Annotated in this window: 29 protein-coding genes; 16 read left to right on the plus strand and 13 right to left on the minus strand. The window is 72.4% G+C overall.

Features of this window, described 5'->3' with window-relative positions:
• Positions 1-159: 159 nt before the first annotated feature.
• Positions 160-1434 carry an acyltransferase gene (locus ACFKCF_RS44845; protein ID WP_394501486.1) on the minus strand — a complete coding sequence of 425 codons (1275 nt, stop codon included), beginning with the start codon at positions 1432-1434 and terminating at the stop codon, positions 160-162.
• A gap of 271 nt (positions 1435-1705) precedes the next feature.
• Between ACFKCF_RS44845 and ACFKCF_RS44850 the strand changes: the two genes are divergently transcribed.
• Positions 1706-2941, plus strand: a complete 1236-nt coding sequence (locus ACFKCF_RS44850) for a sensor histidine kinase (RefSeq protein ID WP_394501487.1) — start codon at positions 1706-1708, stop codon at positions 2939-2941.
• Positions 2932-3579 (plus strand): response regulator transcription factor, encoded by a 648-nt coding sequence (locus ACFKCF_RS44855; RefSeq protein WP_355376767.1) that lies wholly within the window; start codon positions 2932-2934, stop codon positions 3577-3579. The genes ACFKCF_RS44850 and ACFKCF_RS44855 overlap by 10 nt, the downstream gene beginning before the upstream one ends.
• Positions 3580-3658: 79 nt before the next feature.
• On the opposite strand, the gene mihF is transcribed toward ACFKCF_RS44855, so the two are convergent.
• The 3 genes from mihF to ACFKCF_RS44870 all read right to left on the minus strand — a co-directional run bounded on the left by mihF (position 3659) and on the right by ACFKCF_RS44870 (position 5807).
• The gene (gene mihF / locus ACFKCF_RS44860; protein ID WP_043641121.1) at positions 3659-3964 is read right to left on the minus strand and encodes an integration host factor, actinobacterial type; all 306 of its coding nucleotides are present in this window, start codon (positions 3962-3964) and stop codon (positions 3659-3661) included.
• A gap of 102 nt (positions 3965-4066) precedes the next feature.
• A complete protein-coding gene (locus tag ACFKCF_RS44865; protein ID WP_394501488.1) occupies positions 4067-4471 on the minus strand; it encodes a heme-binding protein in 405 nt (134 codons plus the stop codon).
• Positions 4472-4589: 118 nt separating this feature from the next.
• Positions 4590-5807, minus strand: a complete 1218-nt coding sequence (locus ACFKCF_RS44870) for an ROK family protein (RefSeq protein ID WP_394501489.1) — start codon at positions 5805-5807, stop codon at positions 4590-4592.
• A 23-nt stretch (positions 5808-5830) separates the two neighbouring features.
• On the opposite strand from ACFKCF_RS44870, the gene ACFKCF_RS44875 reads away from it, so the two are divergent.
• From ACFKCF_RS44875 to rbsK, 10 genes are all read left to right on the plus strand, one after another.
• Positions 5831-7078 carry an MFS transporter gene (locus ACFKCF_RS44875; protein ID WP_394501490.1) on the plus strand — a complete coding sequence of 416 codons (1248 nt, stop codon included), beginning with the start codon at positions 5831-5833 and terminating at the stop codon, positions 7076-7078.
• 638 nt (positions 7079-7716) lie between these two features.
• A complete protein-coding gene (locus tag ACFKCF_RS44880) occupies positions 7717-8847 on the plus strand; it encodes a LacI family DNA-binding transcriptional regulator (protein WP_394501491.1) in 1131 nt (376 codons plus the stop codon).
• Entirely contained in the window at positions 8844-9761 is a 918-nt protein-coding gene (locus ACFKCF_RS44885) for a carbohydrate ABC transporter permease (RefSeq protein ID WP_394501492.1), read from the plus strand. Before ACFKCF_RS44880 ends, ACFKCF_RS44885 begins: the two co-directional genes overlap by 4 nt.
• Positions 9761-10579, plus strand: a complete 819-nt coding sequence (locus ACFKCF_RS44890; RefSeq protein ID WP_394501493.1) for a carbohydrate ABC transporter permease — start codon at positions 9761-9763, stop codon at positions 10577-10579. The genes ACFKCF_RS44885 and ACFKCF_RS44890 overlap by 1 nt, the downstream gene beginning before the upstream one ends.
• 9 nt (positions 10580-10588) lie before the next feature.
• The gene (locus tag ACFKCF_RS44895; protein WP_394501494.1) at positions 10589-11896 is read left to right on the plus strand and encodes an ABC transporter substrate-binding protein; all 1308 of its coding nucleotides are present in this window, start codon (positions 10589-10591) and stop codon (positions 11894-11896) included.
• Positions 11893-12861, plus strand: a complete 969-nt coding sequence (locus tag ACFKCF_RS44900; RefSeq protein WP_394501495.1) for an ADP-ribosylglycohydrolase family protein — start codon at positions 11893-11895, stop codon at positions 12859-12861. The genes ACFKCF_RS44895 and ACFKCF_RS44900 overlap by 4 nt, the downstream gene beginning before the upstream one ends.
• A gap of 6 nt (positions 12862-12867) precedes the next feature.
• A complete protein-coding gene (locus tag ACFKCF_RS44905; protein WP_394501496.1) occupies positions 12868-13833 on the plus strand; it encodes an ADP-ribosylglycohydrolase family protein in 966 nt (321 codons plus the stop codon).
• Positions 13830-14969, plus strand: a complete 1140-nt coding sequence (locus tag ACFKCF_RS44910; RefSeq protein ID WP_394501497.1) for an ADP-ribosylglycohydrolase family protein — start codon at positions 13830-13832, stop codon at positions 14967-14969. Before ACFKCF_RS44905 ends, ACFKCF_RS44910 begins: the two co-directional genes overlap by 4 nt.
• Positions 14966-16315, plus strand: a complete 1350-nt coding sequence (locus ACFKCF_RS44915; RefSeq protein WP_394501498.1) for an ADP-ribosylglycohydrolase family protein — start codon at positions 14966-14968, stop codon at positions 16313-16315. Before ACFKCF_RS44910 ends, ACFKCF_RS44915 begins: the two co-directional genes overlap by 4 nt.
• Entirely contained in the window at positions 16312-17196 is an 885-nt protein-coding gene (rbsK, locus tag ACFKCF_RS44920; RefSeq protein ID WP_394501499.1) for a ribokinase, read from the plus strand. Before ACFKCF_RS44915 ends, rbsK begins: the two co-directional genes overlap by 4 nt.
• Here rbsK and ACFKCF_RS44925 read toward each other — a convergent pair.
• The 3 genes from ACFKCF_RS44925 to ACFKCF_RS44935 are packed head-to-tail and all read right to left on the minus strand — an operon-like array spanning position 17193 to position 19038.
• Entirely contained in the window at positions 17193-17759 is a 567-nt protein-coding gene (locus tag ACFKCF_RS44925; RefSeq protein ID WP_394501500.1) for a dihydrofolate reductase family protein, read from the minus strand. The two genes, rbsK and ACFKCF_RS44925, sit on opposite strands and share 4 nt — an antisense overlap.
• A 54-nt stretch (positions 17760-17813) precedes the next feature.
• Positions 17814-18338, minus strand: coding sequence for an NUDIX hydrolase (locus ACFKCF_RS44930; RefSeq protein WP_394501501.1), 525 nt, complete (start codon positions 18336-18338; stop codon positions 17814-17816).
• 10 nt (positions 18339-18348) lie between these two features.
• Entirely contained in the window at positions 18349-19038 is a 690-nt protein-coding gene (locus ACFKCF_RS44935) for a FadR/GntR family transcriptional regulator (RefSeq protein WP_394501502.1), read from the minus strand.
• A gap of 54 nt (positions 19039-19092) precedes the next feature.
• Between ACFKCF_RS44935 and leuA the strand changes: the two genes are divergently transcribed.
• Positions 19093-20814: a 2-isopropylmalate synthase gene (gene leuA, locus ACFKCF_RS44940; RefSeq protein ID WP_394501503.1), complete on the plus strand. Its 1722-nt coding sequence runs from the start codon at positions 19093-19095 to the stop codon at positions 20812-20814.
• Positions 20815-20820: 6 nt separating this feature from the next.
• Here the strand turns inward: leuA and pyrF are convergent, their stop codons facing one another.
• A complete protein-coding gene (gene pyrF / locus ACFKCF_RS44945; protein ID WP_394501504.1) occupies positions 20821-21645 on the minus strand; it encodes an orotidine-5'-phosphate decarboxylase in 825 nt (274 codons plus the stop codon).
• A gap of 122 nt (positions 21646-21767) precedes the next feature.
• Here pyrF and ACFKCF_RS44950 point away from each other — a divergent pair, with 122 nt between their 5' ends.
• Complete coding sequence (locus ACFKCF_RS44950; protein ID WP_394501505.1) at positions 21768-22244, plus strand: DUF2283 domain-containing protein; 477 nt, start codon at positions 21768-21770, stop codon at positions 22242-22244.
• A 21-nt stretch (positions 22245-22265) separates the two neighbouring features.
• Positions 22266-23069 carry a Cof-type HAD-IIB family hydrolase gene (locus ACFKCF_RS44955; RefSeq protein ID WP_394501506.1) on the plus strand — a complete coding sequence of 268 codons (804 nt, stop codon included), beginning with the start codon at positions 22266-22268 and terminating at the stop codon, positions 23067-23069.
• A 170-nt stretch (positions 23070-23239) separates the two neighbouring features.
• Here ACFKCF_RS44955 and ACFKCF_RS44960 read toward each other — a convergent pair whose 3' ends face one another.
• The 5 genes from ACFKCF_RS44960 to ACFKCF_RS44980 form a co-directional block, all read right to left on the minus strand.
• Positions 23240-23491 carry a hypothetical protein gene (locus ACFKCF_RS44960; RefSeq protein ID WP_394501507.1) on the minus strand — a complete coding sequence of 84 codons (252 nt, stop codon included), beginning with the start codon at positions 23489-23491 and terminating at the stop codon, positions 23240-23242.
• Between the two features lie 13 nt (positions 23492-23504).
• The gene (locus ACFKCF_RS44965; protein ID WP_394501508.1) at positions 23505-24074 is read right to left on the minus strand and encodes a TIGR00645 family protein; all 570 of its coding nucleotides are present in this window, start codon (positions 24072-24074) and stop codon (positions 23505-23507) included.
• Positions 24075-24124: 50 nt separating this feature from the next.
• On the minus strand, positions 24125-24268 hold the full coding sequence (locus ACFKCF_RS44970) for a hypothetical protein (RefSeq protein WP_394501509.1): 144 nt from the start codon (positions 24266-24268) through the stop codon (positions 24125-24127).
• A gap of 151 nt (positions 24269-24419) precedes the next feature.
• Positions 24420-24629: a hypothetical protein gene (locus tag ACFKCF_RS44975; protein ID WP_394501510.1), complete on the minus strand. Its 210-nt coding sequence runs from the start codon at positions 24627-24629 to the stop codon at positions 24420-24422.
• Positions 24630-24716: 87 nt separating this feature from the next.
• The gene (locus tag ACFKCF_RS44980; RefSeq protein ID WP_394501511.1) at positions 24717-25058 is read right to left on the minus strand and encodes a winged helix-turn-helix transcriptional regulator; all 342 of its coding nucleotides are present in this window, start codon (positions 25056-25058) and stop codon (positions 24717-24719) included.
• 84 nt (positions 25059-25142) lie between these two features.
• On the opposite strand from ACFKCF_RS44980, the gene ACFKCF_RS44985 reads away from it, so the two are divergent.
• The gene (locus ACFKCF_RS44985) at positions 25143-25856 is read left to right on the plus strand and encodes an NADPH-dependent F420 reductase (RefSeq protein ID WP_394501512.1); all 714 of its coding nucleotides are present in this window, start codon (positions 25143-25145) and stop codon (positions 25854-25856) included.
• Positions 25857-25871 lie beyond the last annotated feature (15 nt).

Here is a 25871-nt window from a genome sequence, read left to right on the forward strand (position 1 = left end):
TTCGCGCTCCTCACCGGCTCCTCAGGCCCGTGCCCGGGGCACCGTCCCGCGCCCTCAGGCCCGTGCCCGCGGGACCGTCCTCCGCGCCCTCAGGCCCGTGCCCGCGGGACCGTCCTCCGCGCCCTCAGGCCCGTGCCCGCGGGACCGTCCTCCGCGCCCTCAGGCCCGTGTCCGCGGCACCGTCAGCAGCAGCCCGCCGAGCAGGGCGAGCACCGCGAGGAACGGCCCGCCGCCGGGGGCGAACCCGCCCACCGTCAGGGTCAGCACCCCGCCGCCGATCAGCACGACCGAGGCGAGCGTGCCGCCCCGGCCACCCTTCCCGTACGGCAGTGCGGGCGGCGTCTCGAACCGGTGGAACCCCTTCAGCAGCGGCCACATCACCAGGCACAGCAGCCCGAACCAGATCGGCCACCCGGCCAGCCAGAACGCGCTGCCGGGCCGTGGCGTGTCGATCCCCAGCAGGACCACCACCACGCCGGTCACCGCGAACAGGGCCGGCATGTGCCAGAGGTACACGGTCATGATCCTGGGGCTCGCCCAGGCCAGCAGGCGGCCGGTGCGCAGCCGGAGCAGCCACGGCCGCAGCAGGGTGACCAGGCCGATCTGGCCGATCCCGACGGCCAGCATGGCGAGGGTGGGCGGGGCCATGTTCGACACCTCGGCGCCAGGCAGGCCGATCATGCTGCCCGGGTAGGGGCCGTACGCCACCAGCAGGGCCGCGACCCCGTACCCGCCGATCGCCAGCGCCCACGGCCGCCGCAGCCGGCCCTCGGCGTAGAAGAAACCGAGCTGGTGCACCGCCAGCCAGACGAACACGACGTTCAGGTAGCCCAGCGCCTCCAAGCCGGCCGAGAAGCGCACCACGTCCGTCAGCACCGCCCCGGCCGCCAGCGCCGCGGGGACGCGCAGGCCGTACCGCTCGTGCAGGCGCAGCGCGTACGGGGTGGCCGTGACGGCGATCAGGTACACGGCCAGGAACCACAGGAGCTGGCCGGTCAGCCGCGCGCCCGTCTCCAGCGGCTGCTCCGGCACCCCCAGCGTGAGCAGCACGTGAGGGAGCGGGATCCACACCGCCGCCAGCGGCAGCAGCGGCCAGGCCAGCCGGCGCAGCCGGGCGGCCAGCCACCGCTGCGCGCCCTTGTCCACCCGGGCGAAGCTGATCGCGTTCGCCGCGCCGCCCGCGAAGAACACCAGCGGCATGACCTGGCTGATCCACGTCACCACCCACACGCCGGGCGTCGACAGCGCGTTCCCCGTGGTCAGCCGGCCGCCGTCGTAGGTCAGCACCGGGATCGTCCAGTGCTGGAACACGATGAGCGCCATGCCGAAGACACGCAGCAGGTCGATGAACGGGTCCCGCACCGCCGTACGGGTACCCGTCGCGCGGGATGGCGCCGCCGGCGTGGCGGTGGGGCGGTCCAGCAGGACGGTCATGGGGAGCCTCGATTTCGACGGAGCGGCGAGCCTGGGGCGGAGAGCGGTAGCTTGCGTGACCAGCGGAGCCCCGTGTGAGCGCGACCAGCGGGCACGAATCGGATGGCTCAAGGCTCCCGTCGCGGGCGTCCGCGCACATTGCCGCTCTCCACCGTCTTGCGGTCGAGATCACGTGACCCTCCCGGGTAGGGCTGGCCCTACCCCCGGACACCCGTAGACCCGCTCGTGCCGGGCGACACGAGGCCCTACCGTGAAGGACATGCGCTCCCGGATGAGGCGTGTCCTTCTCGACACCCGTTACACGCTCGTCGGCTTCCCCACGGCCGTCATCGGCTTCGTGATCATGCTTGCCGGCTTCGCGGCCGGCGTGGGCACGGCGATCGTATGGCTGGGCGTGCCGCTGCTGGCCGGCACGCTGATGGCCGCCCGGGGCTTCGCCGACGCCGAGCGCGGCTGGCTGTCCGACGTGCTGGACCGCCCGCCCGTACGGCCCCGCTACAAGCCCGCGCCGCCCGGGGCGGGCCGCTTCCGCCGGATCGTCAACCCGCTGACCAGCGGGCAGTCCTGGCTCGACCTGCTGCACGGCATCATCAACCTGCCGTTCGCCATCCTGTCGTTCGTGCTCACCGTGGTGTTCTGGGCGCTCCCGCTGGCGGGCCTGACCTATCCGCTCTACGGCATCGTCACTTCGCGGATCCCGGGCAACATGGAGCTGCCCGAACTGCTCGGCCTGGGCGACGGCTACGGCGTCAACTCGATCTTCTACGTCTCCCTCGGCCTGGTCTTCACGCTGATCATGCCGTTCGCCGTGCGCGGCTCCGCGCTGCTGCGTGCCGGGCTCGGCCGGGCGCTGCTGACCGGCGTGGCCGAGCTGCAGGAACGCATCGACGACCTGGCCCAGGGCCGCGCCGCCGCGGTCTCCGCCGAGGCCAACGCGCTGCGCAAGCTGGAGCGCGACATCCACGACGGCCCGCAGCAGCGGCTGGTCTCGCTGGCCATGGAGCTGTCCAGGGCACAGCGGCAGCTGGCCAAGGACCCCGAAGCGGCGCAGGCCACGATCAAGTCGGCCATCTCCGCCACCCGCGAGACGCTCGACGAGCTGCGCGCGCTCTCGCGCGGCATCGCGCCCCCCATCCTGTCCGACCGCGGCCTCGCGCCCGCTCTGGCCGCCCTGGCCGGACGCTGCACGGTCCCGGTCGACCTCGACGTGCAGACCGCCGAGCGCTACCAGGCCGCGGTGGAGAACGCCCTCTACTTCGTCTGCGCCGAGACCCTCACCAACGTGGCCAAACACAGCCGCGCCACCAGCTGCGCGATCCAGCTGACCCGCATCGGCGACGTCCTCATGCTCACGATCGGGGATGATGGGGTCGGCGGCGCACACGTCGCCAAGGGACACGGTCTCGCCGGGCTGGCCGACCGGCTCCGCGCCGTCGACGGGGAGCTGAGCGTGCAGTCGCCGGACGGCGGGCCGACAGTGATCGTGGCGGAGGTGCCGTGCGGGTAGTCGTGGCCGATGACGCGGTTCTGATCAGGGAGGGCCTGGTCAGGTTGCTGGAGGAGTTCGGCTGCGAGGTGGTCGCGACCGTCGGTGACGGCGACGCCCTCGTACGGGCGATCGCCGAGCACAAGCCGGACGTGTCGGTGGTCGACGTGCGCATGCCGCCGTCGTTCACCGACGAAGGGCTCAGGGCGGCCGTGGAGGCGCGGCGCAGGGTGCCCGGGGCGCCCGTGCTGATCCTCTCGCAGTACGTCGAGGTCTCCTACGCCGACGACCTGCTCGCCGACGCCAGGGGCGCGGTGGGCTACCTGCTCAAGGACCGGGTCGTCGACGTGGACGAGTTCCTGGAAGGCCTGCGGCGGGTGGCCGCGGGCGGGACGGTGTTCGATCCGCAGGTGGTGTCCCAGTTGATGGTGCGCAGACGTAAGGACGATCCGCTGGCGCAGCTGACGCCGCGGGAGCGCGAGGTGCTCGGGTTGATGGCCGAGGGGAAGTCCAATCCGGCCATCGGGCGGCAGCTCGTGATCAGTGACGGGGCCGTGGAGAAGCACATCAGGAGCATCTTCAACAAGCTCGGCCTCTACGCGGAGGACAGCGACCAGCATCGCCGGGTGCTCGCCGTCCTGACCTACCTGCGTTCCTGACCCGCCCGGTGAGCCCGCTGGTTGAGGGGTGATGGCCGGTCCGCGCGGCGTCGCGCGCGGACCTGGCCGCTCGGGGGATTTAGCCGAGCGCGTCGACCAGCTTCTTGCGCTGCTGGGCGCCCAGGCCGCCGAGGCGACGCTTCTCGTCGACGCCCGCCTCCTCCATCAGCGCGGTGGCCTTGGCCGGACCGACGCCCTTGACGGCGCGGAGCGCCTGCGACACCTTGATCTTCTTCGCGATGTCGTCGTCGCGCTCGAGCAGCTGGGCGAAGGTCAGCTCGCCGGCCTTGACCTTGGCCAGCAGGGCGGTGCGGGCCGCACGCGCCTCGGCGGCCTTGGCCAGAGCCGCCTGACGCTGCTCGGGGGTGAGAGTGGGAAGTGCCATCTCAGTTCTCTCCTCGGGGAGTTTACGTTCGGGATTCTGTTACCCGTGGTGCAGTGGCTAATCATGGCGGATACCAGCGGTTCGTGTTGCGAAAAGCGCCGCTCAACGTGTCCGCCACACCTCCGCGGCCGCTTCCGCGCACACCACGTCCTGCGTGATCGTGCCTCCGCTGACGCCAATGCCGCCGATCACGCGTGCTCCCCCACCGTAGTCCGCCCAGAGCGGGATGCCGCCTCCGACGCAGACGTAATCATCCCTGGGCAGGCCGTACAGGTCGCCGCCCGGAGCCGTCCGCACGGCCAGCTCCGCGGTGGGTCTGCTCAGGGCCACCGAGGTGTACGCCTTGCCCTGCGCGAGACCCGGTCCCGCGATCTCCGCACCCTCCATACGCTGGAAAGACACCAGATGTCCGCCCTCGTCGACGACCGCCACGGAGATCACCGCGCCTTCGCGGATCGCCCGCCTGACGGCGGCCTCGGTCATGCGGAGCGCGAGCTCGAGATTCACGCCTGCTTCCCTCGGATCGCTCGGGTCATGATGGGTCTTCCTCCCATGCGTACAGTCCCTTGGCCGGGCACGGCAAGATCGCTGGCATGGTTCGGAAGGGGAACGGGCCCGAGGGGCTTCACCCCTTCAGCGTGGAATTCATCACATTCTGTCGCTCGGGCGTGTCGCGACCCTGGTCAGGCCGGTTTTCCCGCCACATTTCGACACACTCCGGCGTGAGGAAGGCGTCGAACACCGACTCCATCGCCCCCACGAGCGCCCCGCGCCAGCCCAGCGCCGAGCCCTCGATCCTGGGCGGGTGCTCGCGGCGGATGGCCATGAGGCCGGGCTCGCAGGCCGCGAGGAGCGCCTTCCCGGCGCGCTCGCGCAGCTCCACGCCGTGGCCCGAGAGGGTCACGACCTCGGGGTCGTGGGCGTTGACGAGGGCCGCGATGCCGCGTCCGAGCGCTCTGGCGTTGGCCGCGACCGCCTCCTCGCTGGTGGCCAGCACCCGCTCGGCCTGCGCGCGCCCCCTGCCGCCGCCGTGGGCGAGGCCGACGTGGCGGAGCAGGGCGTTCGCGCCGACGTCCATGCTCCAGCAGCCGATCGCGCCGCACGGGCAGGGGCGGTCGCCGCCGGTCAGCGGCATGTGACCGAACTCGGCCCCCGCGCCGCTCGCCCCGCCCAGCGGCCGGCCGTCCACGACGAGCACGCCGCCGAGGTCGAAGTCCACGTGCAGGTGCAGGCCCACCTGGACGCCCCGCAGCCGCCCTCTTCGCGCCTCCGCCAGCGCCGCGAACGCGGTGTCGTTGCCCACGACGGGCGCCGGGACGTCCGGGCCGAGCAGGCGCGGGACGTCGACCGACCGCCAGCCCAGGTGGGCGATGTCCACCAGGCCGCCGTGCCGGACCGGGCCCGCGAAGGCCACCCCTAGGCCCACCACCCGGTGCCCGAGGCGGCGCCGGTGCGCGGCGACGGCCTCGCCCAGGGGCCTCAGGACGCCCTCGGGGGTGCCGTCGTGCGGGCGCAGGTCAAGCGTCTCGGTCCGGCCGCCGAGCTCGCAGGCCGCCAGCTCCCAGGCGTCCTCCCGTACGTCGACGGCCAGCGCGAGCGGGCCGCGCGGATGCGGTCCCGGCACCTGCGTCGGGCGTCCCCGGGCCTGCTCCCGGGCGGGTTCCTCGTGCAGCAGTTCGTCCTCGGCGAGCCCGGCCACCAGCACCGACGCCGTACCTCGCGCCAGGCGCAGGTCGCGGGTCAGCTGCGACCTGGTGCGGGTGGCCCCGCAGTCGTGTACGGCGCGCAGCAGCCGGACCCGGTTGTGCGCGCGAAGCTCGCCACTCGTCGTAGCACCGATCACACACCACAGTTTATGCTCTAGCCGTGAACAAAATCCTCATTGACGCCAGACGCGCTCGTGCCGGAGTGTTCGGATTCTTCTTCCTCGCCGGGTTCGTGATGGGTCTGTGGGCCGCCGGGCTCCCGTCCCTGAACGACCGGCTCGGCCTCGGCCCCGCCAGGCTGGGCAGCGTCCTGTTGCTGATCTCGGGTGGCGCGCTGGTGTCCATGCTGGTGGCGGGGCCGCTGGTGGACAGGTGGTCCAGCCGCCGGGTGTGCTGGTTCGCCGGTCCCTTCTCGGGGCTGGTCCTGCTCGGGCCCGCCCTCGCGTCCTCGTACTGGGCGCTGGCGGTGCTCGCGGTGGTGTTCGGGATCGGGCTCGGGGTGACCGAGGTCGCCATGAACGCCCACTCCGTCGAGGTCGAACGCCGCTACGGGCGCCCGATCATCTCGGCCTTCCACGGCACGTGGAGCCTGGGCGGGGCGGCCGGCGGCGGGCTCACCTCGCTCGCGCTGCAGGCCGGCGTGGACGCGCAGTGGCTGCTCATCGTGGCGGCGCTGGTCGTACCCTTCCTGTACGTGCCGGCGGCCCGCCTCCTGCTCCCCGATCCGCCCGCCCACACCGGCGCGTCGGAGACCGGCGCCTCCTCCGGCTCGTCGCTGGGCTGGGGCCTGATCGCCCTGCTGGGCCTGGCCGCCTTCGCCGGGCACCTGAGCGAGGGCGCCGCCATCGACTGGGCCGCCCTGCACGCACGGTGGGTGCTGGAGACGGATCCGGCCATGGCGCCGCTCGCGTACACGATCTTCTCGGTGGCCATGACCACCGTCCGCCTGCTCGGCGACCCCATCCGCGCCCGGCTCGGCTCCGTGCGCACCATCCAGCTCGCGGGCCTGTTCGCCACGGCCGGCTACATCCTGGTCCTGGCGTCACCCGTGGTGGGAGGCGCCCTCCAGGTCGTCTGCGCGTGGACGGGCTGGGCCCTGGCGGGCGTCGGGCTGGCCACGGTGATCCCGGTCCTGTTCAGCGCGGTCGGGGCCGCCGGGGGCCGCGTCGGACGCGCCCTCGCCATGGTGACCGCCTTCGGCTACAGCGGCCTCCTCCTCGGACCCGCCGTCCTTGGTTACGTGGCCGAGGCCTCGTCCCTGCCGGTCGCCTTGATCATCCCAGCGGTCCTCGCCGCCGTCGTCGCCCTCAGCGGCACCCCCGCCATCCGCACCCTCACCCACCTCCCCACCTCAACCTCCAACCCCACAGAGCACCCCGAACCCACCCCAACCCCAGCCCACGACTGACACCTGCCCACCAACGCGCCGACCTCCGCACACGGACTGCGGGCCCCGGGGTGACCGGGGCGGCGCGCGACGAACGTGGTCGCCGGCGACTGGACGGTGACGGCCTGCGGGGCGGCGATCGGCGTCTGCGAAGGGGCTCGGCGGCGGACGGGAGGCACCGGGCTCGGACGGCGGTGGGCTCGGATGGCGGTGGGCTCGGACGGCGGGTGCGGAGGCGGCGGGTGCGGAGGCGGCACCTCACGGCGGTTCACGCTCGCCGCCGGCGCCGCCGCTGGCTGGGCGCCGGGTCGGTGGGGTGTGGGGCGGTGGTGCTCGGCGCAATGCGCACGGCGCTCAACCGGCGTGTGACGGCGGGCATGGGGCCGTGGTGGGGCGTGATTGTCGTGGCGGTGTGGCCGGCGGCTGGGCTGGCGGGTAGGCGGTGGGCGGGCGACGGGCGACGGGCGACGGGTGGCGGGCGACGGTGGCGGGTGGCGGGTGGGCGTGGGAGAGTGTGAGGAAATTGCGGAAAGCGCCCTGAGCTGGTGTTATGTGATCGTGACTTGACCTGCAAGTTACGCGCATATTTCATGTCCCACACACCGTAAACGTTTACAGCGCCTAGATCGTAAACGTTTACAGGACATGGAAGGACAGCCTTGGCCGACGGACCCACGATCAACACGATCGCCGAGCGTGCCGGTGTCTCGATCGCCTCCGTCTCGCGGGTGCTGAACGGCCTGCCGACCAGGCAAGAGACCGTGCGCAAGGTGATGGCCGCCGCAGACGAGCTCGGCTACGTGCGCAACGCCGTGGCCAGGTCGCTCAAGTCGCGCCGCACCCACCAGGTCGCCTTCGCCATGGCCGACGTCGGCAACCCCGCCTACCTGGCCATGCTCCGCCAGATCCAGCCCGTGCTGAAGGCCGCCGGTTACCGGCTCGTGCTGCACTCCACCGACGCCGTCGTGGCCGACGAGATCGACGTGCTGCACAGCCTGGGCGAGCGGTACGTGGACGGGCTGATCATGAGCCCGCTGCGGGTCACCGAGGCGCACCTGCAGATGCTGGCCGCCGCCCGCACCCCCGTCGTGATCATCGGTCAGGTGCCGGAGGGCACGCGCGTGGACAACGTACGGGCCGACTCCCGCACCGGCGTCAGGCTGGCGATCGATCACCTGTACGCGCTCGGCCGCCGCCGGATCGCCATGGTCAACGGCCCGCTGGACACCGTCCCCGGCGCCGCGCGCGGGGCCGCCTACCGGGAGGCGCTGCAGGACCTCGGCCTGCCCTACGACGAGAACCTCGTGCAGATCGGCGACTTCTACCGCGCGGAAGGGGGCCGGGCGGTGGCGGAACTGCTGGCCAGGGTTCCCGACGTGGACGCGCTGATGTGCGCGAACGACCTGATCGCGCTCGGCGCGCTCGACGTGCTGCGCGCGGCGGGGCGGCGGGTGCCGGAGGACGTGGCGGTGGTCGGCATGGACGACACCGACCTGGCCGCCGCCTCCTGGCCGTCGCTGACCAGCGTCTCGCTGGGTTCGGCCGAGCGCGGCAAGGCCGCCGCCGAGCTGCTGCTCGAACGGCTGCAGGGGGGCGATCGCGAGCCGAGGCTGGTCACCGTGCCGCCCGAGCTCGTGGTCCGTGCCTCCACCGCCGGGGAGCCGGACGGACCGGGCGGGCTGGGCAAACCGGGCGGACCGAGCGGGCCGGGCGGACAAGCCGGACCGGGCGGGCTGGGCGGAACGGACGCCGGATACGGCCACCGTACGGACGAAGGAGGGAAGGCGTGACGGCGACCGTGACGAGACCGGCGCCGCCGCGCGGGACGCGGCGCACCAAGCGCCGCCGGATCTCGCGCCAGACGCGCGAGATGTGGCTGCTCATGCTGCCCGCCCTGGTGCCGGTGGCGCTGTTCAGCGTGGGCCCGCTGCTGTACGGCATCGGCCTGGCCTTCACCGACGCCCGCAACACCCGCAACCACGAGACGAGCTTCGTCGGCCTGGAGAACTTCGGCCGGCTGCTGACCGACGACGAGTTCTGGTCGTCGTTCAAGATCGGCGCGATCTGGGGCGTCTCCGTGACCGTGCTGCAGTTCCTGGCCGCGCTCGGCCTGGCGCTGCTGCTCAACGAGAACCTTCGCTTCCGGGGCGTGGCCCGGGTGCTGGCGGTGGTGCCGTGGGCGATGCCGCCGGTGGTCATCGGCCTGATGTGGAAACTCGTCTACCACCCCGACGCCGGCATCCTGAACGACCTGCTGGGCACGGACATCAACTGGCTGGCCGACTTCTCGCTCGCGCTGCCGGCGATCATCGTGGTCGGCATCTGGACCGGCATGCCGCAGACCACGGTGGTCCTGCTGGCGGGCCTGCAGGGCATCCCGAAGGAGCTCTACGAGGCGGGCGAGGTGGACGGCGCCACCCGCTGGCGGCGGTTCTGGAACATCACGCTGCCGCAGCTCAGGCCGGTGATCGTGGCGATCACCTCGCTCGACTTCGTGTGGAACATCAACCAGTTCGGCCTGGTCTACGTGCTCACGCAGGGCGGGCCGGGCGGGCAGACGCGGCTGCCGATGCTGTTCGCGTACGAGGAGGCGTTCAGGTACCGGATGGCCGGTTACGCCTCGATGCTCGGCCTCGCGATGGCGATCGTCGTGCTGGCCGTGCTCGCGCTCTACCTGGGACGCCAGATGAGGGAGGCCAAGTGATGAGGCGCTTCTCGCAGTACGTGGCGCTGGCCGCCTACGTCGTCTTCCTGGCGTTCCCGCTGGTCTGGCTGCTGTCGACGGCGCTGAAGACGCCGCGGGAGATGGCCCTGGCCGACCCCACGTGGATCCCGCGCGACCCGACGCTGGCCAACTTCGCCGACGCGTTCGGCGAGCAGGACCTGGTGGGCGCCGGGCTGCGCAGCCTGGTCGTGGCGCTGTTCAGCAGCGTGATCACGGTGCTGATCTCGCTGCCCGCCTCCTACGCGATGGCGCGCTACCGCAGCCTGCTCAACCGGATCGCCATCGGGTGGGTGCTGGTCAGCCAGGTGTTCCCGTTCATCCTGATCATCATCCCGCTCTTCATGATCCTGCGCGATCTGGACCTGGTGAACACGCTGCTCGGCCTGGTGGTCGTGCACGTGACGTTCACGCTGCCGTTCGCGCTGTGGATGCTCCAGGGGTACGTGCGCGCGGTGCCGCGTGAGCTGGAGGAAGCCGCGGCCGTGGACGGCGCGACCCGGCTGCGCTCGATCGCGAGCGTGGTCGCGCCGCTGCTGGCGCCGGGCGTGGTGGCCACGGTGCTGTTCTCGTTCATCTCGTCGTGGAACGAGTTCATGTTCGCGCTCGTGGTCCTGCAGAACCCCGATGTCATGACGCTCCCGCTCACTCTGGTGCGGTTCACCGGTCCTGAGGGGGTGGCCAGGCTCGGCCCGCTGGCCGCGGCGTCGCTCATGGCGACGATCCCGAGCCTGATCTTCTTCGCAATCATTCAGCGGCGACTGAAGTCCGGCCTGATGGCCGGCGCCGTGAAGGGCTAGGAGGCTCACATGCGAATCACGTCCGCTCTGGCGGCTGCGGCGATCCTCACGCTCGCCGCCGCGTGCGGCGGGGGAGGCGGCGGCGCGCAGTCGTCGTCCGCCCCCAACGAGCCAGTCAAGATCAATTTCCTCAGCCTGGCGTGGCAGAAGGAATCCGTCGCCGCGAACAAGCAGCTCGTGGACGAGTGGAACAAGGCCAACCCCAACATCCAGGTCACCTACGTCCAGGGCAGCTGGGACAACGTCAACGACCAGCTCGTCACCCAGTTCGCCGGCGGCACGGCGCCGGACGTCATCCACAACGACTCGCCCGCGCTGTCCGGGTTCGCCTCCGACGGCTACCTGCTCGACCTGAAGGACAAGCTGCCCGCCGAGCTCAAGAGCGACATCCCGCAGCCCGCCTGGGACACCGTCACCTTCGACGACGGCAAGGGCCAGCAGGGCGTGTACGGCGTGCCGTTCCTGCAGGAGTCGCAGGTCATCATCGCCAACAAGAAGCTGCTCGACGCCTCCGGCGTGCGCGTCCCCACGGCCGACAACCCCTGGACGTGGGACGAGTTCTCCGCCGCGGCGAAGAAGATGACCAAGGACGGCAACTTCGGCGTGGCCTGGCCGATGAAGTCGCCGGTCAACAAGACGCTCAACCTGGCGCTCAACTTCGGCGGCACGTTCTTCCAGACGGCCGACGGCAAGACCACGGTCAAGGTCGGGCCCGAGGAGCGCGAGGTGCTCCAGCGCATCCACGACCAGCTCTACAAGGACAAGTCCGCCGACCCGGCCGCGCTCGGCCAGGGCACCGCGGACCCGCTGCCGGCCTTCTACAAGGGCAAGTTCGCGCTGCTGCCCGCCGGCGTGTACCTGCGCCAGCAGGTCGCCGAGCAGGCTCCGGAGGGCTTCGAGTGGGTCACGCTCCCCGCGCCGAAGGGTACGAGCGCCCAGCAGGGCGCGGTCTCGCAGACGCTGTCGATCGCGCAGGACAGCAAGCACCCGGACGAGGCCATGAAGTTCATCGCCTTCTTCCTGAACGGCCCGAACCAGGCCAAGCTCGCCAAGGGTGACTGGCTCCTGCCGACCTCCCAGGCGGCCGCCGCCGACCCGGCGATGACCACCAAGGAGAACGGCTGGGACGTGGCCACCGCCTCCGCCAAGAACCTCGTCGTGGCCCCGTTCCTCAAGGTGAACGGGTTCGACGAGTGGAAGACCAAGGTGGCCACGCCGACGCTGCAGGAGTACTTCGCCAATAAGATCACCATCGACCAGGCGGCCTCGAAGCTGGTCGAGGACGGCAACAAGGTGTTGGAGCGGTACCAGCGGTGACTTATCGGGATAAAGCCCGTGGGTGTCTCCTCGGCCTCGCGGCCGGGGACGCCCTCGGGGCCCCGGCCGAGAACCTGCCGCCGTCGGAGATCCGGCGGCGGTGGGGCCGGCTCACGGAGATCGAGGGCGGCGGGACCGACGACACGGAGTACGCCATCTTCGCCGCCTCGCTCCTGGTGCGGCACGGGCACGCGCTGACCTCCGCCGACGTGGCGCAGGCGTACCGGCGGGAGATCATCCCGCGGGTCAACGGGCCCATGCGCGGAGCCGGGTTCTCCGAGCTCGGCACCGTCGAAGCGCTTCGCCGCGGGCTGGAGCCGCCGCTGACGGGTCTGGTGCACTCGCACGGCTGGTCGGACGGGCTCGCGATGCGCGCGGCGCCGTACGGGGTGTTCTGCCCGGGCGATCCCGCGCAGGCGGCCCGGCTGGTGGAGCAGGACGGGCTGGTCAGCGGATCCGGCGAGGGCATCCTGGGCGGCCGCGCGGTCGCGGGGGCCGTGGCCGCCGCGATGGGCGGGGCCCCGGTCCAGGACGTCGTACGGGCGGCGCTGTCGGTGATCCCCGCCGACTCGTGGACGGCCCGCAACGTCGTACGGGCCTGCGCGCTCCTCCCGACTATGGGCCCGGCCGACGAGGTCGCGCTCGTCGAGGCGCTGCACGAGGCCGTGGTCATCAGGCATTACCCCTGGACCGACGTCGCCCCCGAGGCCGTGGCGCTGGCGCTGGCGGCGGTGCTGGCCGGAGACGGCGACGTCGAGGCGTCCGTGACGTTCGGGGTGAGCCTGGGCAGGGACGCCGACACGATCGGCGCCATCGCCGGGGCTATCACCGGAGCCATGCGCGGCGAGAGCGGCGTGCCCGAGCGGTGGGCGGCCAGGATTGGACCCGTGACCGGCAAGTGCCTGCCCGTCGTGGCCGGGAAACACGTACTGGACGTCGCCGACGAACTGGCGGGAGGACTGTAGATCACGATGTCGGGGGACAGAATCAGAGGGGCCTTCGCCGGGCTCGCCGTCGGTGACGCCGCCGGTTGGCCGGCGGCCAGGCACCGGGCGGCCCTGCACGCCCCCTGGAGCAGACGCCTGCACAGAGAGCTGGACGCCTTCGCGGAGGAGCACGAGGTCACCACGCTGCCGGTCCCGTTCGCGCTCAACCAGCCCACGGCCCCGCTGGCCGTGGGACCGTCCGACGACGCCGAGTGGCTCGCCTGGACGGCGCTCACGATCGACCGCCCGAGGGCCGAGGCATTCAGGGAGCTGCCCCGGGAGGGCATCAGGGCGCGGATCTCGGTGGCCACCGCGCTCGACAACCTCGCCAAGGGCGTCGAGCCGCCCGCGTCCGGGCACGACAACCCGCACCATTTCGACGACGCCGCCGCCGTCAGGGCCGTGGCGTTCGGGGTCCTGGGGCGCGACCCCACGCAGGACGCCCAGGTGACGAACGCCTACGACGGCGTACTCGGCGCCCGGGCCATGGCCGCCGCCGTGACCGAGGCCGTGCGGTCGGGATCGGCGGCCGGGGCGGTGGAGGCGGCGCTGGCCGTGCTGCCCGAGGACACCGCCATCGGCCACAACGCCCGCGCGGCGCTGGCCGTCACGCGCAAGGCGGGCGACCCGTTCGCGGCCGTGCCCGCGCTGGACGCCGCGCTGCTCGACCACGTCTACAGCTACGGCGTCGGCGCCGCGCAGACCGTCCCGGTGGCGCTGGCGCTGGCCGAGTCCGCGGGCGGCGAGCTCGCGCGGGCCGTGCCCGCGGCCGCCTGCCTGGCCGCGCTGGCCGACTCGGCGCCCGCGCTGACCGGGGCGCTGACCGGGGCGTGCCGTGGGCTGGAGGCGATCCCGGAGGGGTGGATCGCGTCGTCCCGCACGCTGGCCGGTTGTTGCCTGCCTGATCTGGCGGGCCTGGATCTGATGGAACTATCGGAGGGAATCGCATGACGCCGCTTGAGGACAGGGCCACTGGCTGCGTGGCGGGGGCGGCGGTCGGTGACGCGCTGGGCGGCGCCACCGAGGGCTGGACCCCCGAGCAGATCGTCGAGAGGTACGGGGGCCGCGTCGAGGGCATCGTGCCGCCGTTCAACGAGGACTGGCGCAACGCCCGCCCCATCGCCCCGTACCACAAGGGCGACGGCCACATCACCGACGACACGTTGATGACGCACGCCCTGATCCGCGTGTACGAGAAGGCCGGCGGGCACCTGAGCGCGTACTCGATGGCCGAGCACCTGGTGCCCGAGCTGATGGGCGAGCGGCGCTGGATCCCCGAGCTGGAGGCCGAGGCGCTGCCGCTGCAGCGGATCTTCCTGGCCGAGAAGTGGATCGTGGCCAGGCTCCACTACGGGCACGTGGACCCGCGCGAGGCCGGCGTCGGCAACATCGTCAACTGCGGCGCGGCCATGTACGTCGCCCCCGTCGGCATCGTGAACGCCGCCGACCCCGACGCCGCCTACGCCGAGGCCGTCGACCTGGCCGGGGCGCACCAGTCCAGCTACGGCCGGGAGGCCGCCGGGGTGATGGCCGCCGCCGTGGCCGAGGCCATGCGGCCGGGCGCCACCGCGGACTCCGTGATCGCGGCCTGCCTGCGCCTGGCCAAGGACGGCACGCGGGCCGCCATCGAGTCCGTCTGCGAGGCCGCCGCCGGGCTGGGCCACTGGGACGGGTCGTTCGAGACGCTGCGCGCCGCCATGCGGCCCTACGACACGGTCGCCGACACCTACCGCGACCAGGGGCTCGGGGCGCGGCGGCCGAGCCGGGTGCACAGCATCGAGGAGCTGCCGCTGGCGCTCGGGTTCCTGGTGATCGCGAAGGGCGACTACCGAGAGACCGTGCTGGGCGGCGTCAACTACGGGCGCGACGCCGACTCGATCGCGTCCATGGGCGGGGCCATCGCGGGCGCCCTCGGGGGGCTGTCCGCGGTGCCGTCGGAGTGGGTCTCGCAGGTGGGGGCGGCCAGCCGTACCGACCTGGTGGCCCCCGGGCTCGCCATCGCGGAGGTGGCGCGCCGGGTGCACGCCGACGACCTGGTACGGCGCCGCGGCCACGAGGCCGCCTTCGCCGACCTCGACCGCCGGTGATCCGGCTCACCTGGGTCCAGCCGGAGGACCTGATCGGCCACGAACTCCGCCAGGCCGCCGAGGACGGCCGCGCCTGTGGTCCCGACGCGGAGCGCGTACGGGAGATCGCGGCCCGCTGGCACGCGGCCGGCGGCCACGACGCGCCCCCGCGCGCCGGAGCCTCCGAGCCGGGGGCGGCCCGCCTGCGCGATCTGGCCGGGGAGCTGCTGGACGAGCTGGCCGCCGTGCCGTCCCCGCTGCCCGAGCCCTCGGACCTGGACGGCATCATCGCCGCCTGCCCGTCCTGGCCGGGCACGGCGGCGAGAGCGGCCGTGGATCCGGCGCGGGTGCTGGGCGCGTGGCAGGGGCGGGCGGCCGGGTGCGTGCTCGGCAAGCCCGTGGAGAAGATCCCGCGCGAAGGCATCAGGCAGATAGCGGAGGCCACCGGCAACTGGCCCATCAGCGGCTGGTTCACCGCCAAGGGGCTCCCGGACGACGTCGCCGGCCGCTGGCCGTGGAACCGTCGCAGCGCCGTCAACTCCCTGGCCGAGAACATCGACGGCATCCCCGAGGACGACGACCTCAACTACCCGCTGCTGGCGCTGTCCGTCCTGGAGCGCCACGGCCGCGGCTTCACCACCGACGACGTGGCCAAGCTGTGGCTGGACGAGCTGCCCGCCGGCCGTACGTTCACCGCCGAACGGGTCGCGTACCGCAACCTCCTGGACGGCGTCGAGCCGCCCGCGACGGCCACCCGCCGCAACCCCTTCAGGGAGTGGATCGGCGCCCTGATCAGGGCCGACGTGTACGGCTGGAGCAACCCGGGCGACCCCGCCACGGCGGCGGAGCACGCCTGGCGCGACGCCCGCCTGACCCACACCGCGAACGGGATCTACGGGGCGATGTTCGTGGCCGCCATGTGCGCTGCCACCATGGTCGCCACCTCGCCCGAGGAGGTCGTGCGGGCGGGCCTGTCGGTGGTGCCGGAGCGCTCGCGCCTGCACGAGGCGGTACGCCTGGCCGCCGCGGACGCCGCCCGCGAGGACGACTTCGAGCGGGTCGTCGACCTCCTGCACGAACGCCATGGCAGCCTGCACTGGGTGCACACCGTCAACAACGCCGCCCTCGTCGCGGCCACGCTCATCCACGGCCGCGGCGACTTCACCGCCACGATCGCCGGAGCGGTGGCAGGCGGCTGGGACACCGACTCGGCCGGGGCCACGGCCGGGTCCGTCGCGGGCGCGCTGAACGGCGGCGTGCCGGAGCGCTGGCGCCTGCGTGACAGCCTGGCCAGCAGCCTGACCGGGTACGACGGGGTGGGGCTGGCCGCGCTGGCCGCCCGCACACAGGAGATGATGAAGCCATGATCTCGGTTTTCGGCAGCGCCAACATGGACCTCGTCGCGTACGTCTCCGAAGCCCCCAAGCGGGGCGAAACGGTCACCGGGCACCGGTTCCGGACCGTGCCCGGCGGCAAGGGCGCCAACCAGGCCATCGCCGCCGCCCGCGCGGGCGCGCACGTGGCCTTCCTCGGGGCGGTGGGCGACGACGGGTTCGGGGCGGAGATGCGCGCCACGCTGGCGCAGGCCGGGATCGACGTGCGCGGCCTGCGCGAGGTGCCCGGGCCCAGCGGCATCGCGCACATCGTGGTGGACGACGAGGGCGGCAACTCGATCATCGTCGTCCCCGGCGCGAACGGCACCATCGCCGGCCCCTCGGGCGAGGACCTGGCCGCCATCGCCCGCTCTGACGCGCTGCTGCTCCAGCTCGAGCTGCCCATGGAGGCCGTCGTGGCGGCCGCCCAGGCGGCCCAGGTCTCCGGCGTGCCCGTCTATCTCACTCCGGCCCCCGCCCGGCCGCTGCCGGACGAGCTCCTCGACGCGGTCACCACGATCGTCCCGAACGAGCACGAGGCCGCCGCCATCACCGGCGCCGCCGACGCGGAGGCCGCCCTCGACGCGCTGCTGGAGCGGGTCGAGGAGGTGCTGATCACGCTGGGCTCCGAGGGTGCGCTGTACGGGTCGCGCTCGGGGGAGCGGCTGCGGGTGCCCGCGGTGAAGGTGGAGGCCGTGGACACGACCGCGGCCGGCGACACCTTCGTGGGCGCGTTCGCCGTGGCCAGGTCGGAGGGGATGAGCGTGGCCGACGCGCTGGGCTTCGCGTCCACGGCGGCGGCGCTGTCGGTGCAGCGTGAGGGGGCCAGCACGTCCATGCCGACCCGCCACGAGATCGAGGCGGCGCTGCCCTAGCCTTCGGCCCGCTCGTAGCGCAGCAGCGCCACGCCGGCGTCGAACGTCCGCGTCTCCACCAGGCGAAGGCTGGTCCGCTGCGGCAGCGGCGGGAACAGCGGCCGGCCGCCGCCGAGCACGACCGGGTGCACCATGATGTGGTACTCGTCGATCAGCCCCAGCTCGGTGAGCGCGCCGGCCAGCCGGGAGCCGCCGTTCAGCAGGAGGTCCTTGCCCGGCCCGCTCTTCAGCTCGGCGACCTCCTTGGCGAGGTCGCCGGAGACGATCCGGGTGTCCCAGCCGGCCTCCTTCAGCGTGGTGGAGAAGACGATCTTCGGGGTGCTGCGCCAGATGGGGGCGAACTTGAGGTCGTGCGGGTCGTCCGAGATCGACTCCGCGTGCGGCCAGTAGTTGGACATCATCTCCCAGACGACGCGCCCGTACAGGAAGGTGCCGACGCGGGCGTGGACCTCGTCCCCGTACGCCGACAGCTCCGGCCCCATCGCCGGCCAGTCGAACTCCCCGTCAGGGCCGTCGATGTGGCCGTCGACGGAGGTGTGGACCCAGTAGATGAGCTTGCTCATGGTGTGCTCCTTGGTGGTGTGCTCGTGACTGGGTCGGAGCCGCCGGCGCCTTCTCTACATCCCTTCCGAAGATTTCTTCTCGTGCGTCCAGAGGAGCCTGGCGGGGACCGGGGACCGCACTCCGGCCAGGAGGTCCGGCAGCAGCGCGGCCAGCCCGGGCGGGAACACGCGCTCCTCGGTGGCGGCCAGCTCGTCCGCGCGCCACCAGCGGTTGCCGAGCTTGAACTCCTCCCTCTCGTACTCCTCCAGCGCCGTGGGGGCGACCGTCGCGGACGGCACGCGGGCGAAGAAGTACGTGTGCACGGTGTAGAAGTGGCGTCCGAGGTTGGACCACGCGCCCTCGTTCACCGCCACCGGGTCGCCGAGCTCGGCGGCGCTGAGCACGTGGCCGGTCTCCTCCAGCGCCTCTCGGGCCGCCGCCTGCGCCGGTGACTCGCCCGGCTCGAGACCGCCGCCCGGCAGGTGCCAGGAGGGCTCCTTCGGCCACGGGTCCGGCGGGACGAAGCGGAGCAGCAGGACACGGTCGTCGGGGGCGGCCAGGATGACGCGGGCAGTGGGACGCTGCGTGCGGACGGTCACCGTGACAAGGCTATGCGTTGTGCAGGTGGGCGAGCGTCTGCTCCAGCTCGGCCTGCAGGATCGCGCCCGCAGCGTCGCCGTCCCCGTCCCGGACGGCGGCGACGAGCTCCGCGTGCGCGTCGTGCCCGGGGTTGCGGTCGCGCGAGCGCAGCCCGAGCACCTCCACCAGCCCGATCAGCCCCTCGCGCAGCGCCGGCGCGAACTCGGCGAACAGGTCGGTCAGCACCGGGTTGCCGGCCGCCGCGACGACCGCCGCGTGCAGGGCGATGTCGGCGTCCACGAACGCGGCGTCGTCCTCCGCCGCCGCCCCCGCCCGCGCCGCCAGGGCCTCCTCCAGCGCCGCGACGTCCTCCTCGGTGCGCCGCTGCGCGGCCATCCGGGCGGCCTGCGTCTCGACCATCATGCGGACCTCGTAGACGTCCGTGATGGCGGCCCGCCGCAGCCGGGCGGGCCAGTCCTCGGCGACCTCCGTGGCGATCACGAACACGCCGGAGCCCTGCCGCGCCTGCACCAGCCCCGCCCCCGCCAGCGCGCGCAGCGCCTCCCGGACCGTCGAACGCCCCACTCCCAGGGTCTTGGCCAGCGCGTTCTCGCCGGGCAGGCGGGTGCCCACGGGCCACTCGCCCTGCGTGATCTGCTCGCGCAGGTGCTGCGTGGCCTGCTCGACGAGTGGGCTGGGACGGAGGGAGCCGAGCGGCATCGAATGCACCTCTCAGGTTGTCTGAGGACCTGTGTTGTGATTAGTGTAGCCGCCATGACGCCGTCCGTGTACGTCTGGAACCGTCAACGTCCCAGCAGCATGCCGTACCACCGCTACAAGCCCGCCCACGAGCGCGTCGAGGTGCCGCTCGCCGAGCGCGACTGGCCGGCCGCGCGCATCACGCGAGCCCCGCTCTGGGTGCCCGTCGACCTGCGCGACGGCAACCAGGCGCTGGCCGAGCCGATGGACCCGGCGCGCAAGCGCCGGATGTTCGACCTGCTGACGGGCATGGGGTTCAAGGAGATCGAGGTCGGCTACCCCTCGTCCAGCCAGCTCGACTTCGACTTCGTCCGCCACCTGGCCGAGCCCGGCGTCGTGCCGGAGGACGTGACCGTGGTCGTGTTCACGGCCGCCAGGCGCGACCTGATCGAGCGCACGTTCGCCGCCATCGAGGGGCTGCCCCGCGCGGTCGTGCACCTCTACACCGCCACCGCCCCCACCTGGCGGAACGTCGTGCTCGGCCACGACAGGCCCGAGCTGCGCGCCCTGATCATGGACGCCGCCGCGCACATCGCCCGGCTCGCGGACGGCCTCGACGTGCGCTTCCAGTTCTCGCCGGAGGTCTTCAACCTCACCGAGCCCGACTACGTGCTGGAGGTCTGCAACGACCTGACGGCCCTGTGGGACGCCGCGCCGGACCGCCCGGTGATCCACAACCTGCCCGCGACGGTCGAGGTGGCCACCCCCAACGTGTACGCCGACCAGATCGAGTACATGCATCGCCACCTCGACCGAAGAGACGCGGTGATCCTCTCGGTGCACCCGCACAACGACCGCGGCACCGGCGTGGCCTGCGCCGAGCTGGCCGTGCTGGCGGGCGCTCAGCGGGTGGAGGGCTGCCTGTTCGGCAACGGCGAGCGGACCGGCAACGTGGACCTGGTGACCCTTGCGCTCAACCTGCACTCCCAGGGCGTCGACCCCATGCTCGACCTGTCCGACATCGACGAGATCCGCCGGGTCGTGGAGCACTGCAACCGGCTGCCCGTGCCCGACCGCCACCCCTACGCCGGGGACCTCGTCTACACCGCCTTCTCCGGCACCCACCAGGACGCCATCGGCAAGGGCCTGGCCCACCACGCCAAGCGGGCCGCCGAGCTGGGCGTGCCGCCGGAGCAGGCGCCGTGGGACGTGCCGTACCTGCCCATCGACCCCGCCGACGTGGGCCGCGGCTACCAGGCGGTCATCCGGGTCAACAGCCAGTCGGGCAAGGGCGGCATCGCCTACCTGCTCCGCACCCGCTACGGCCTGGAGCTGCCCCGCCGCCTGCAGATCGACTTCTCCTCGGTCGTGCAGGGCGCCACCGACGGCAGCGGCGAGGAGATCACGGCCGAGCAGCTGTGGGAGCTCTTCCACGCCACCTACGTGGCCCCGGGGGAGACGAGCGCGCTGGCCGAGTGGAGCACCAGGGAGACGGCGCCGGGGGTGCACGAGTTCGAGGGCACGCTGCGGTCGGGGCGCCGCCTGCGCGGCACCGGCAACGGGCCGCTGTCCGCGCTGACCGCCGCGCTCGGCGACGACGGGATCGACGTGGACATCCTCCACTTCGCCGAGCACGCCCTGGACCCCGGCCGGGGCAGCCGCGCCATCGCCTACGTGGAGGCCCGCGTCGACGGCGTCACCAGCTGGGGCGCGGCCCAGGACACCTCGGTCCTGACCGCCTCGGCGCACGCCGTGCTGGCCGCAGTCAACCGCGTGCTGACCTCCGGGCCGGGCTGATCACCGTCACGTCTGGGTGGCGATCTTCGCGTCCAGGTGGGCCGCGCACTCGTCGCGGAAGTAGAGCGTGCGGGAGCGCAGCCGCTTGGGGTCGGCCAGGACCGCCCGGGAGACCGAGGGCACGACGGCGTGCCGTACGGAACCGAACAGCCGCGCCACGTCGGCGGGAGAGGCTCCCTGGGTGCCCAGCCCCGGCGCGAGGATGGGGCCGTTGAGGTCGTCCAGCGAGTGCTCCAGCTCGGGCAGCGTGGCCCCCATGACGACCCCGACGGGCCCCAGCGGCTCGTGCCCGGCGTTGGCCGCGGCGACCCCGGCTAGCACCTGGTCGGCCACGAGCCGCTGCAGCGGCGCGGCCTCCGGGTTGGAGGTACGGGCCAGCACGAAGACTCCGGCGTCGTTGGCCATGGCCGACAGGATCGCGCCCTCCAGCGAACCGAACCCGAGATACGGGCTCAGCGTCACGGCGTCGGCCGCCAGCGGGCTGCCCCGGTCGAGGTAGGCCTCGGCGTAGGCGGCCATCGTGGTGTCGATGTCGCCCCGCTTGACGTCGAGCACCACCAGCGTCCTGGCCTCACGCAGGTCGGCGATGGTGCGTTCCAGCACCGCGATGCCGCGGCTGCCCCAGCGCTCGTAGAAGGCGGACTGCGGCTTGACCAGGGCCGCGACGTCGCCGACGGCCTCGACGACGGTGCGGCTGAAGCGTTCCAGACCGGCGGGCGAGTCGTCGAGCCCCCAGGCGTGCAGCAGCGCCGGACTCGGATCGATGCCCACGCAGAGCGGCCCGCACTCGTCGAGCCTGGCTCGAAGCCGCGTCCCGAATGACTCGTTCATCTCTTAGGCCCCCTTACGACCGTAGGCAGCCTAGCTTGCGGCGGACGCAGCCAGGAATGCTTACTTCGGCGACGGTATGGGATGGGGCCTTCAAGTGTCTTTCATGGGGTAGATCAGGCTACATGTACGAGATCGCCCATCGGGTGCTGGTGCTGCGTACCGATCCGCCGCGTGATGTCACCGTCACGATCGGCGTGCCTTATGAGGAGCCGGCGGGGGACTGGTCGTGCCCGTACCGGATCGACGGGCTCGATGGGTGGGAGCACGAGCGGAAGGTCACCGGGGTCGACTCGCTGGAGGCGATCGAGCTGGCCCTGGCCATGGTCCGGGCCGCGCTGGCGGGCTCGCACGAGGCCAAGGAGGGGCTGCTGAGCTGGGACGAGGCGCCGTCCGGGCAGCGGCCGCAGACGGTGTACGTGAGCCTGGACAAGCTCCGCGATATCGCCTATATCGCAATGAAGCACGAAATAGCGCCAGAAGAGGTCGTAAGTCAGGTTGAAGTGGCGGATGTCGTCCTTGATTTCGGCGACACCGGGCAACTCCTCGGCCTGGAGCTCTCGAACGCGGCCGGGCGGCTCCCGTCCGAGATGCGGACCTGAAAGATCGGCATAATCGGCACCGTGAGCGCCCGCATCCTCCCCCGCCTCGTTGCCACCGACCTCGACGGAACCCTCCTCAACTCCGCGAGTGCCATCACCCCACGCACCGTAGAGGCCCTTCGAGCCGCCCGCGCGGCCGGAGCCGAGATCGTCTTCGTCACCGCCAGGCCGCCGCGCGCCGTCCGCGCGATCGCCGGTCAGGTGGGCGTCACGGGCGTCGCGATCTGCAGCAACGGTGCGATCGTGTACGACCTGGCCACCGACGAGATCGTCACCAGCCATCTCCTTGACCGGACGGCGGCGAACAGGGTCGCGCAGGCCCTGGCCGCGGCCCTGCCCGGGGTCGGCCTGGCCGTCGAGACGGGCCAGGGCGTGCTCGCCGAGGCCGCCTACACCAGGCGCATCGTGGAGGACCTGGCCTACCTCCGCGAGGTCAGCTCCGTCTTCGACGGCGACGATCCCATCATCAAGCTGCTCGCCCAGTCGCACACCAGCACGGCGGACGAGATGGTCGCGGCCGTCGTCGCGGGGATCGAGGGGCTGGCCGAGGTCACGCACTCCGGCGTGGAAGGGCTGTTGGAGATCAGCGCTCCCGGGGTGACGAAGGCCAGCACGCTCGACGTGCTGTGCCGGGAGCGGGGGGTCGCGCCCGGCGAGGTGGTGGCCTTCGGCGACATGCCGAACGACCTGGCCGTGCTCGCCTACGCGGGCGCCGGCTACGCCATGGCCAACGCGCACCACCTGGTGCTGGCGGCGATCGAGCGCCGCACGCTGTCCAACGACGAGGACGGGGTGGCCGCGGTGCTGGAGGAACTCTTCGGCTGACGCCCGCGTTCGTGCCTGCCTCGGGTGCCTGCCTCGGGTGCCTGCCTCGGGTGCCTGCCTCGGGTGCCCGCCTCTGTGCCCGCCTCTGTGCCCGCCTCCGGGCCCGCCGGGGTGCCCCGAGGTGCCTGCCGTACGTGCCCGCCCGCCCCCGCAGGCGGGCACGTACGGCGTCAGGCGTCGTCGTCCGACACCCGTGAGGCGCCCTGACACGTGGTGGGCCCCTTGCCGAGCAGCGGGAGCAGCGACCCGCAGGTGCTCACGGGCAGCGACACCGGCTCGATGATCTCGTCGTTGAAGATGGTCACGTTGCCGATCAGCGGCGGCGGGCCGCCCGGCTTGGCGGCCTCGCCCTCGGCGTGCGCGGCGCCCGCGAGCGAGCACGCGAACAGCGCGATCGCCACGACGGCGGCGGGCCGCCTCACAGGGGCGCCCCGGCTAGGCGGCGACCCGTTCCTGCTGCAGGGTCGACTGCCGCTCGCCCCCGTTCGTCCCGGCCTCGCGCCGCGCGCCCGCCATGATGCGGTCGATCAGCGCCAGCGTCAGCGCCGAGACCACGAAGGTCAGGTGGATCAGCGTTTTCCACAGCAGCTCCCTGTCGGTGATGGTCGGTCTGGACGCGTTGATGAAGATCTGCAGGAGGTGGACGGACGAGATGCCGATGATCGCCATGGCCAGCTTGACCTTCAGCACGTTGGCGTTGACGTGGGAAAGCCATTGGGGCTGGTCGGGATGCCCATCGATGCGTATTCGGGAGACGAACGTCTCGTAGCCGCCGATGATGACCATGATGAGCAGGTTGGAGACCATGACCACGTCCACGAGGCCGAGGACGATCAGCATGACGGTCGTCTCCGGTGGTGAGCCGCCGAACCCGAGCTCGATCAGATGGAGCAGCTCCAGCATGAACCGCCACGTGTACACGATCTGGGCGAGGATCAGCCCCATGTAGAGCGGCGCCTGGATCCACCGGCTGAGGAACATGAAATAGCCGACATAACCGGACATGGTCCGTGACTCTGGTGGAGTGTCGGCCACGGGCACCTGCGCGAGCCGCACTAGGACGTGAAGACGTTGACGTGCTGGACCCAGGTCTCGACGCGCACGATGGGCGGGTCGGTGGTGAGCTTGTCGAGGGCGATGGAGGGTATGGCGCCCGCCAGCGCGAGTGCGGCGACGGCGGTCAGGACGCGGACCTTCAAAGGATCTCCTAGCTGCTCTGCGCTATCGGATGGACTGGGCTTGCGCTGTAGGGGGAACTGATCGGGCCGCCGTGGCGGCGGCGCGGCCGGCTTCGCCGCGCCGCCTGCCCGGATAACCGGATCGGCCGGGGACGTGCCCAGGCTGAGCCGGTCAGGGCTGCAGACAGCTCACGGCCGGTACCTCGGCCGGCACGGCCGGGGCGGTCGGGTCGATCAGCGTCGTGGCGCCGGCGCCGGCCTCGGCCAGGCAGGGGACCAGAGCGAGAGGATCCACCACGGCGTAGGACGCCGGGGCGGCGAGCAGGGCCAGGCCACCGGCGACGGCCGCGACGGCGACGATCCTGCGGGGGGAGAAAAGCATAGAACCTCCTGGGAGACGGTAATGAACAACCGTCGTCTAGCTACCCAGGGTAGTGATCCAGTAACGCTCTGTAATATTAGAAAGCTCTCACGACTCCCAGCGGTCCTGCGCGGCCATGACCTCGTCCCCGTGGTCGTGCGCCCACGCCCCGAACGCCTCGATCGGGCCGAGAAGCGTGCGGCCGAGGTCGGTCAGCTCGTACTCGACGCGGGGCGGGGCCTCCGCGTACGTGCGGCGCGCGACCAGGCCGTTGAACTCCAGGCGGCGCAGCGTCTCGGTGAGAACCTTGGTGCTGATGCCGCCGATCTCCTCGCGCAGCCGCCCCGGCCGGCGGGGGCCGTGGCGCAGCGCCCACAGGACGACCGCGTTCCAGGTGTTGGCCAGCAGGTCGAAGGCCAGGCGGGCCTGGCAGTCGGCGATGAACCCCAACGAGGCCTCCGTTAGGCACCAAATGGTGTGTGACGGGCTTTCTACAGTCCTTCTACTTACCAGTTCATACGACGGAGGACGAACATGCGTATCGGGATCCTGGGGGCGGGCGGCATGGCGGACGCCCTGGGCACGCAGTGGGCCAGGGCGGGGCACGAGGTGATGATCAGCGGCAGGGACGCCTCGGCCAGCGCGACCCGGGCCGCGACGATGACGGCCGAGGCGGCGCACACCCGGGCCGAGGCGGCGCGCGCACGGGCCGAGACCGCGGGCGCGGAGGCCCAGGTGGCGGGTGCGCGGGGCGAGGTGGTGGGTGTGCGGGCCGGGAGTTGGGCCGAGGCGGCGGCGTTCGGGGAGGTCGTGATGGTGGCCGTCAGGCAGGCGGGGCTGACCGGCGTGCTCGAGTCCGCCGGCACCGCCCTGCGCGGCAAGCCCGTCATCGACGTGGCCAACGCCGAGGGCCCGTACGACCCTGCCCGCCCCATCGCCCCGCTGATCCGCGACCTCACGGGAGGGCACGTGGTGAAGGCGTTCAACCTGTGCCATGTGGACGTGTGGCGGCTGACCCCGCCGGTGTTCGACGGCAGGCCGCTGGCCGTGCCGCTGTGCGGTGACGACCCGGCCGCCCTGGCCGCGGTGCGCACGCTGGTCACCGACCTCGGCTGCACCCCGGTGGACGGCGGCGGGCTCGAGCGGGCCGTGCTGCTGGAGGCGACGGCCGTGTTCATGATCGGGCTCTGGTTCGGTGGCGCCGACGCCCAGGCCGTGCTCCCGCCGGTGGCCTATTCGGGCGTTTAGGCCGTACGACCGTCG

It is taken from the genome of Nonomuraea sp. JJY05 (genome assembly GCF_043496855.1).
Lineage (GTDB): Bacteria > Actinomycetota > Actinomycetes > Streptosporangiales > Streptosporangiaceae > Nonomuraea.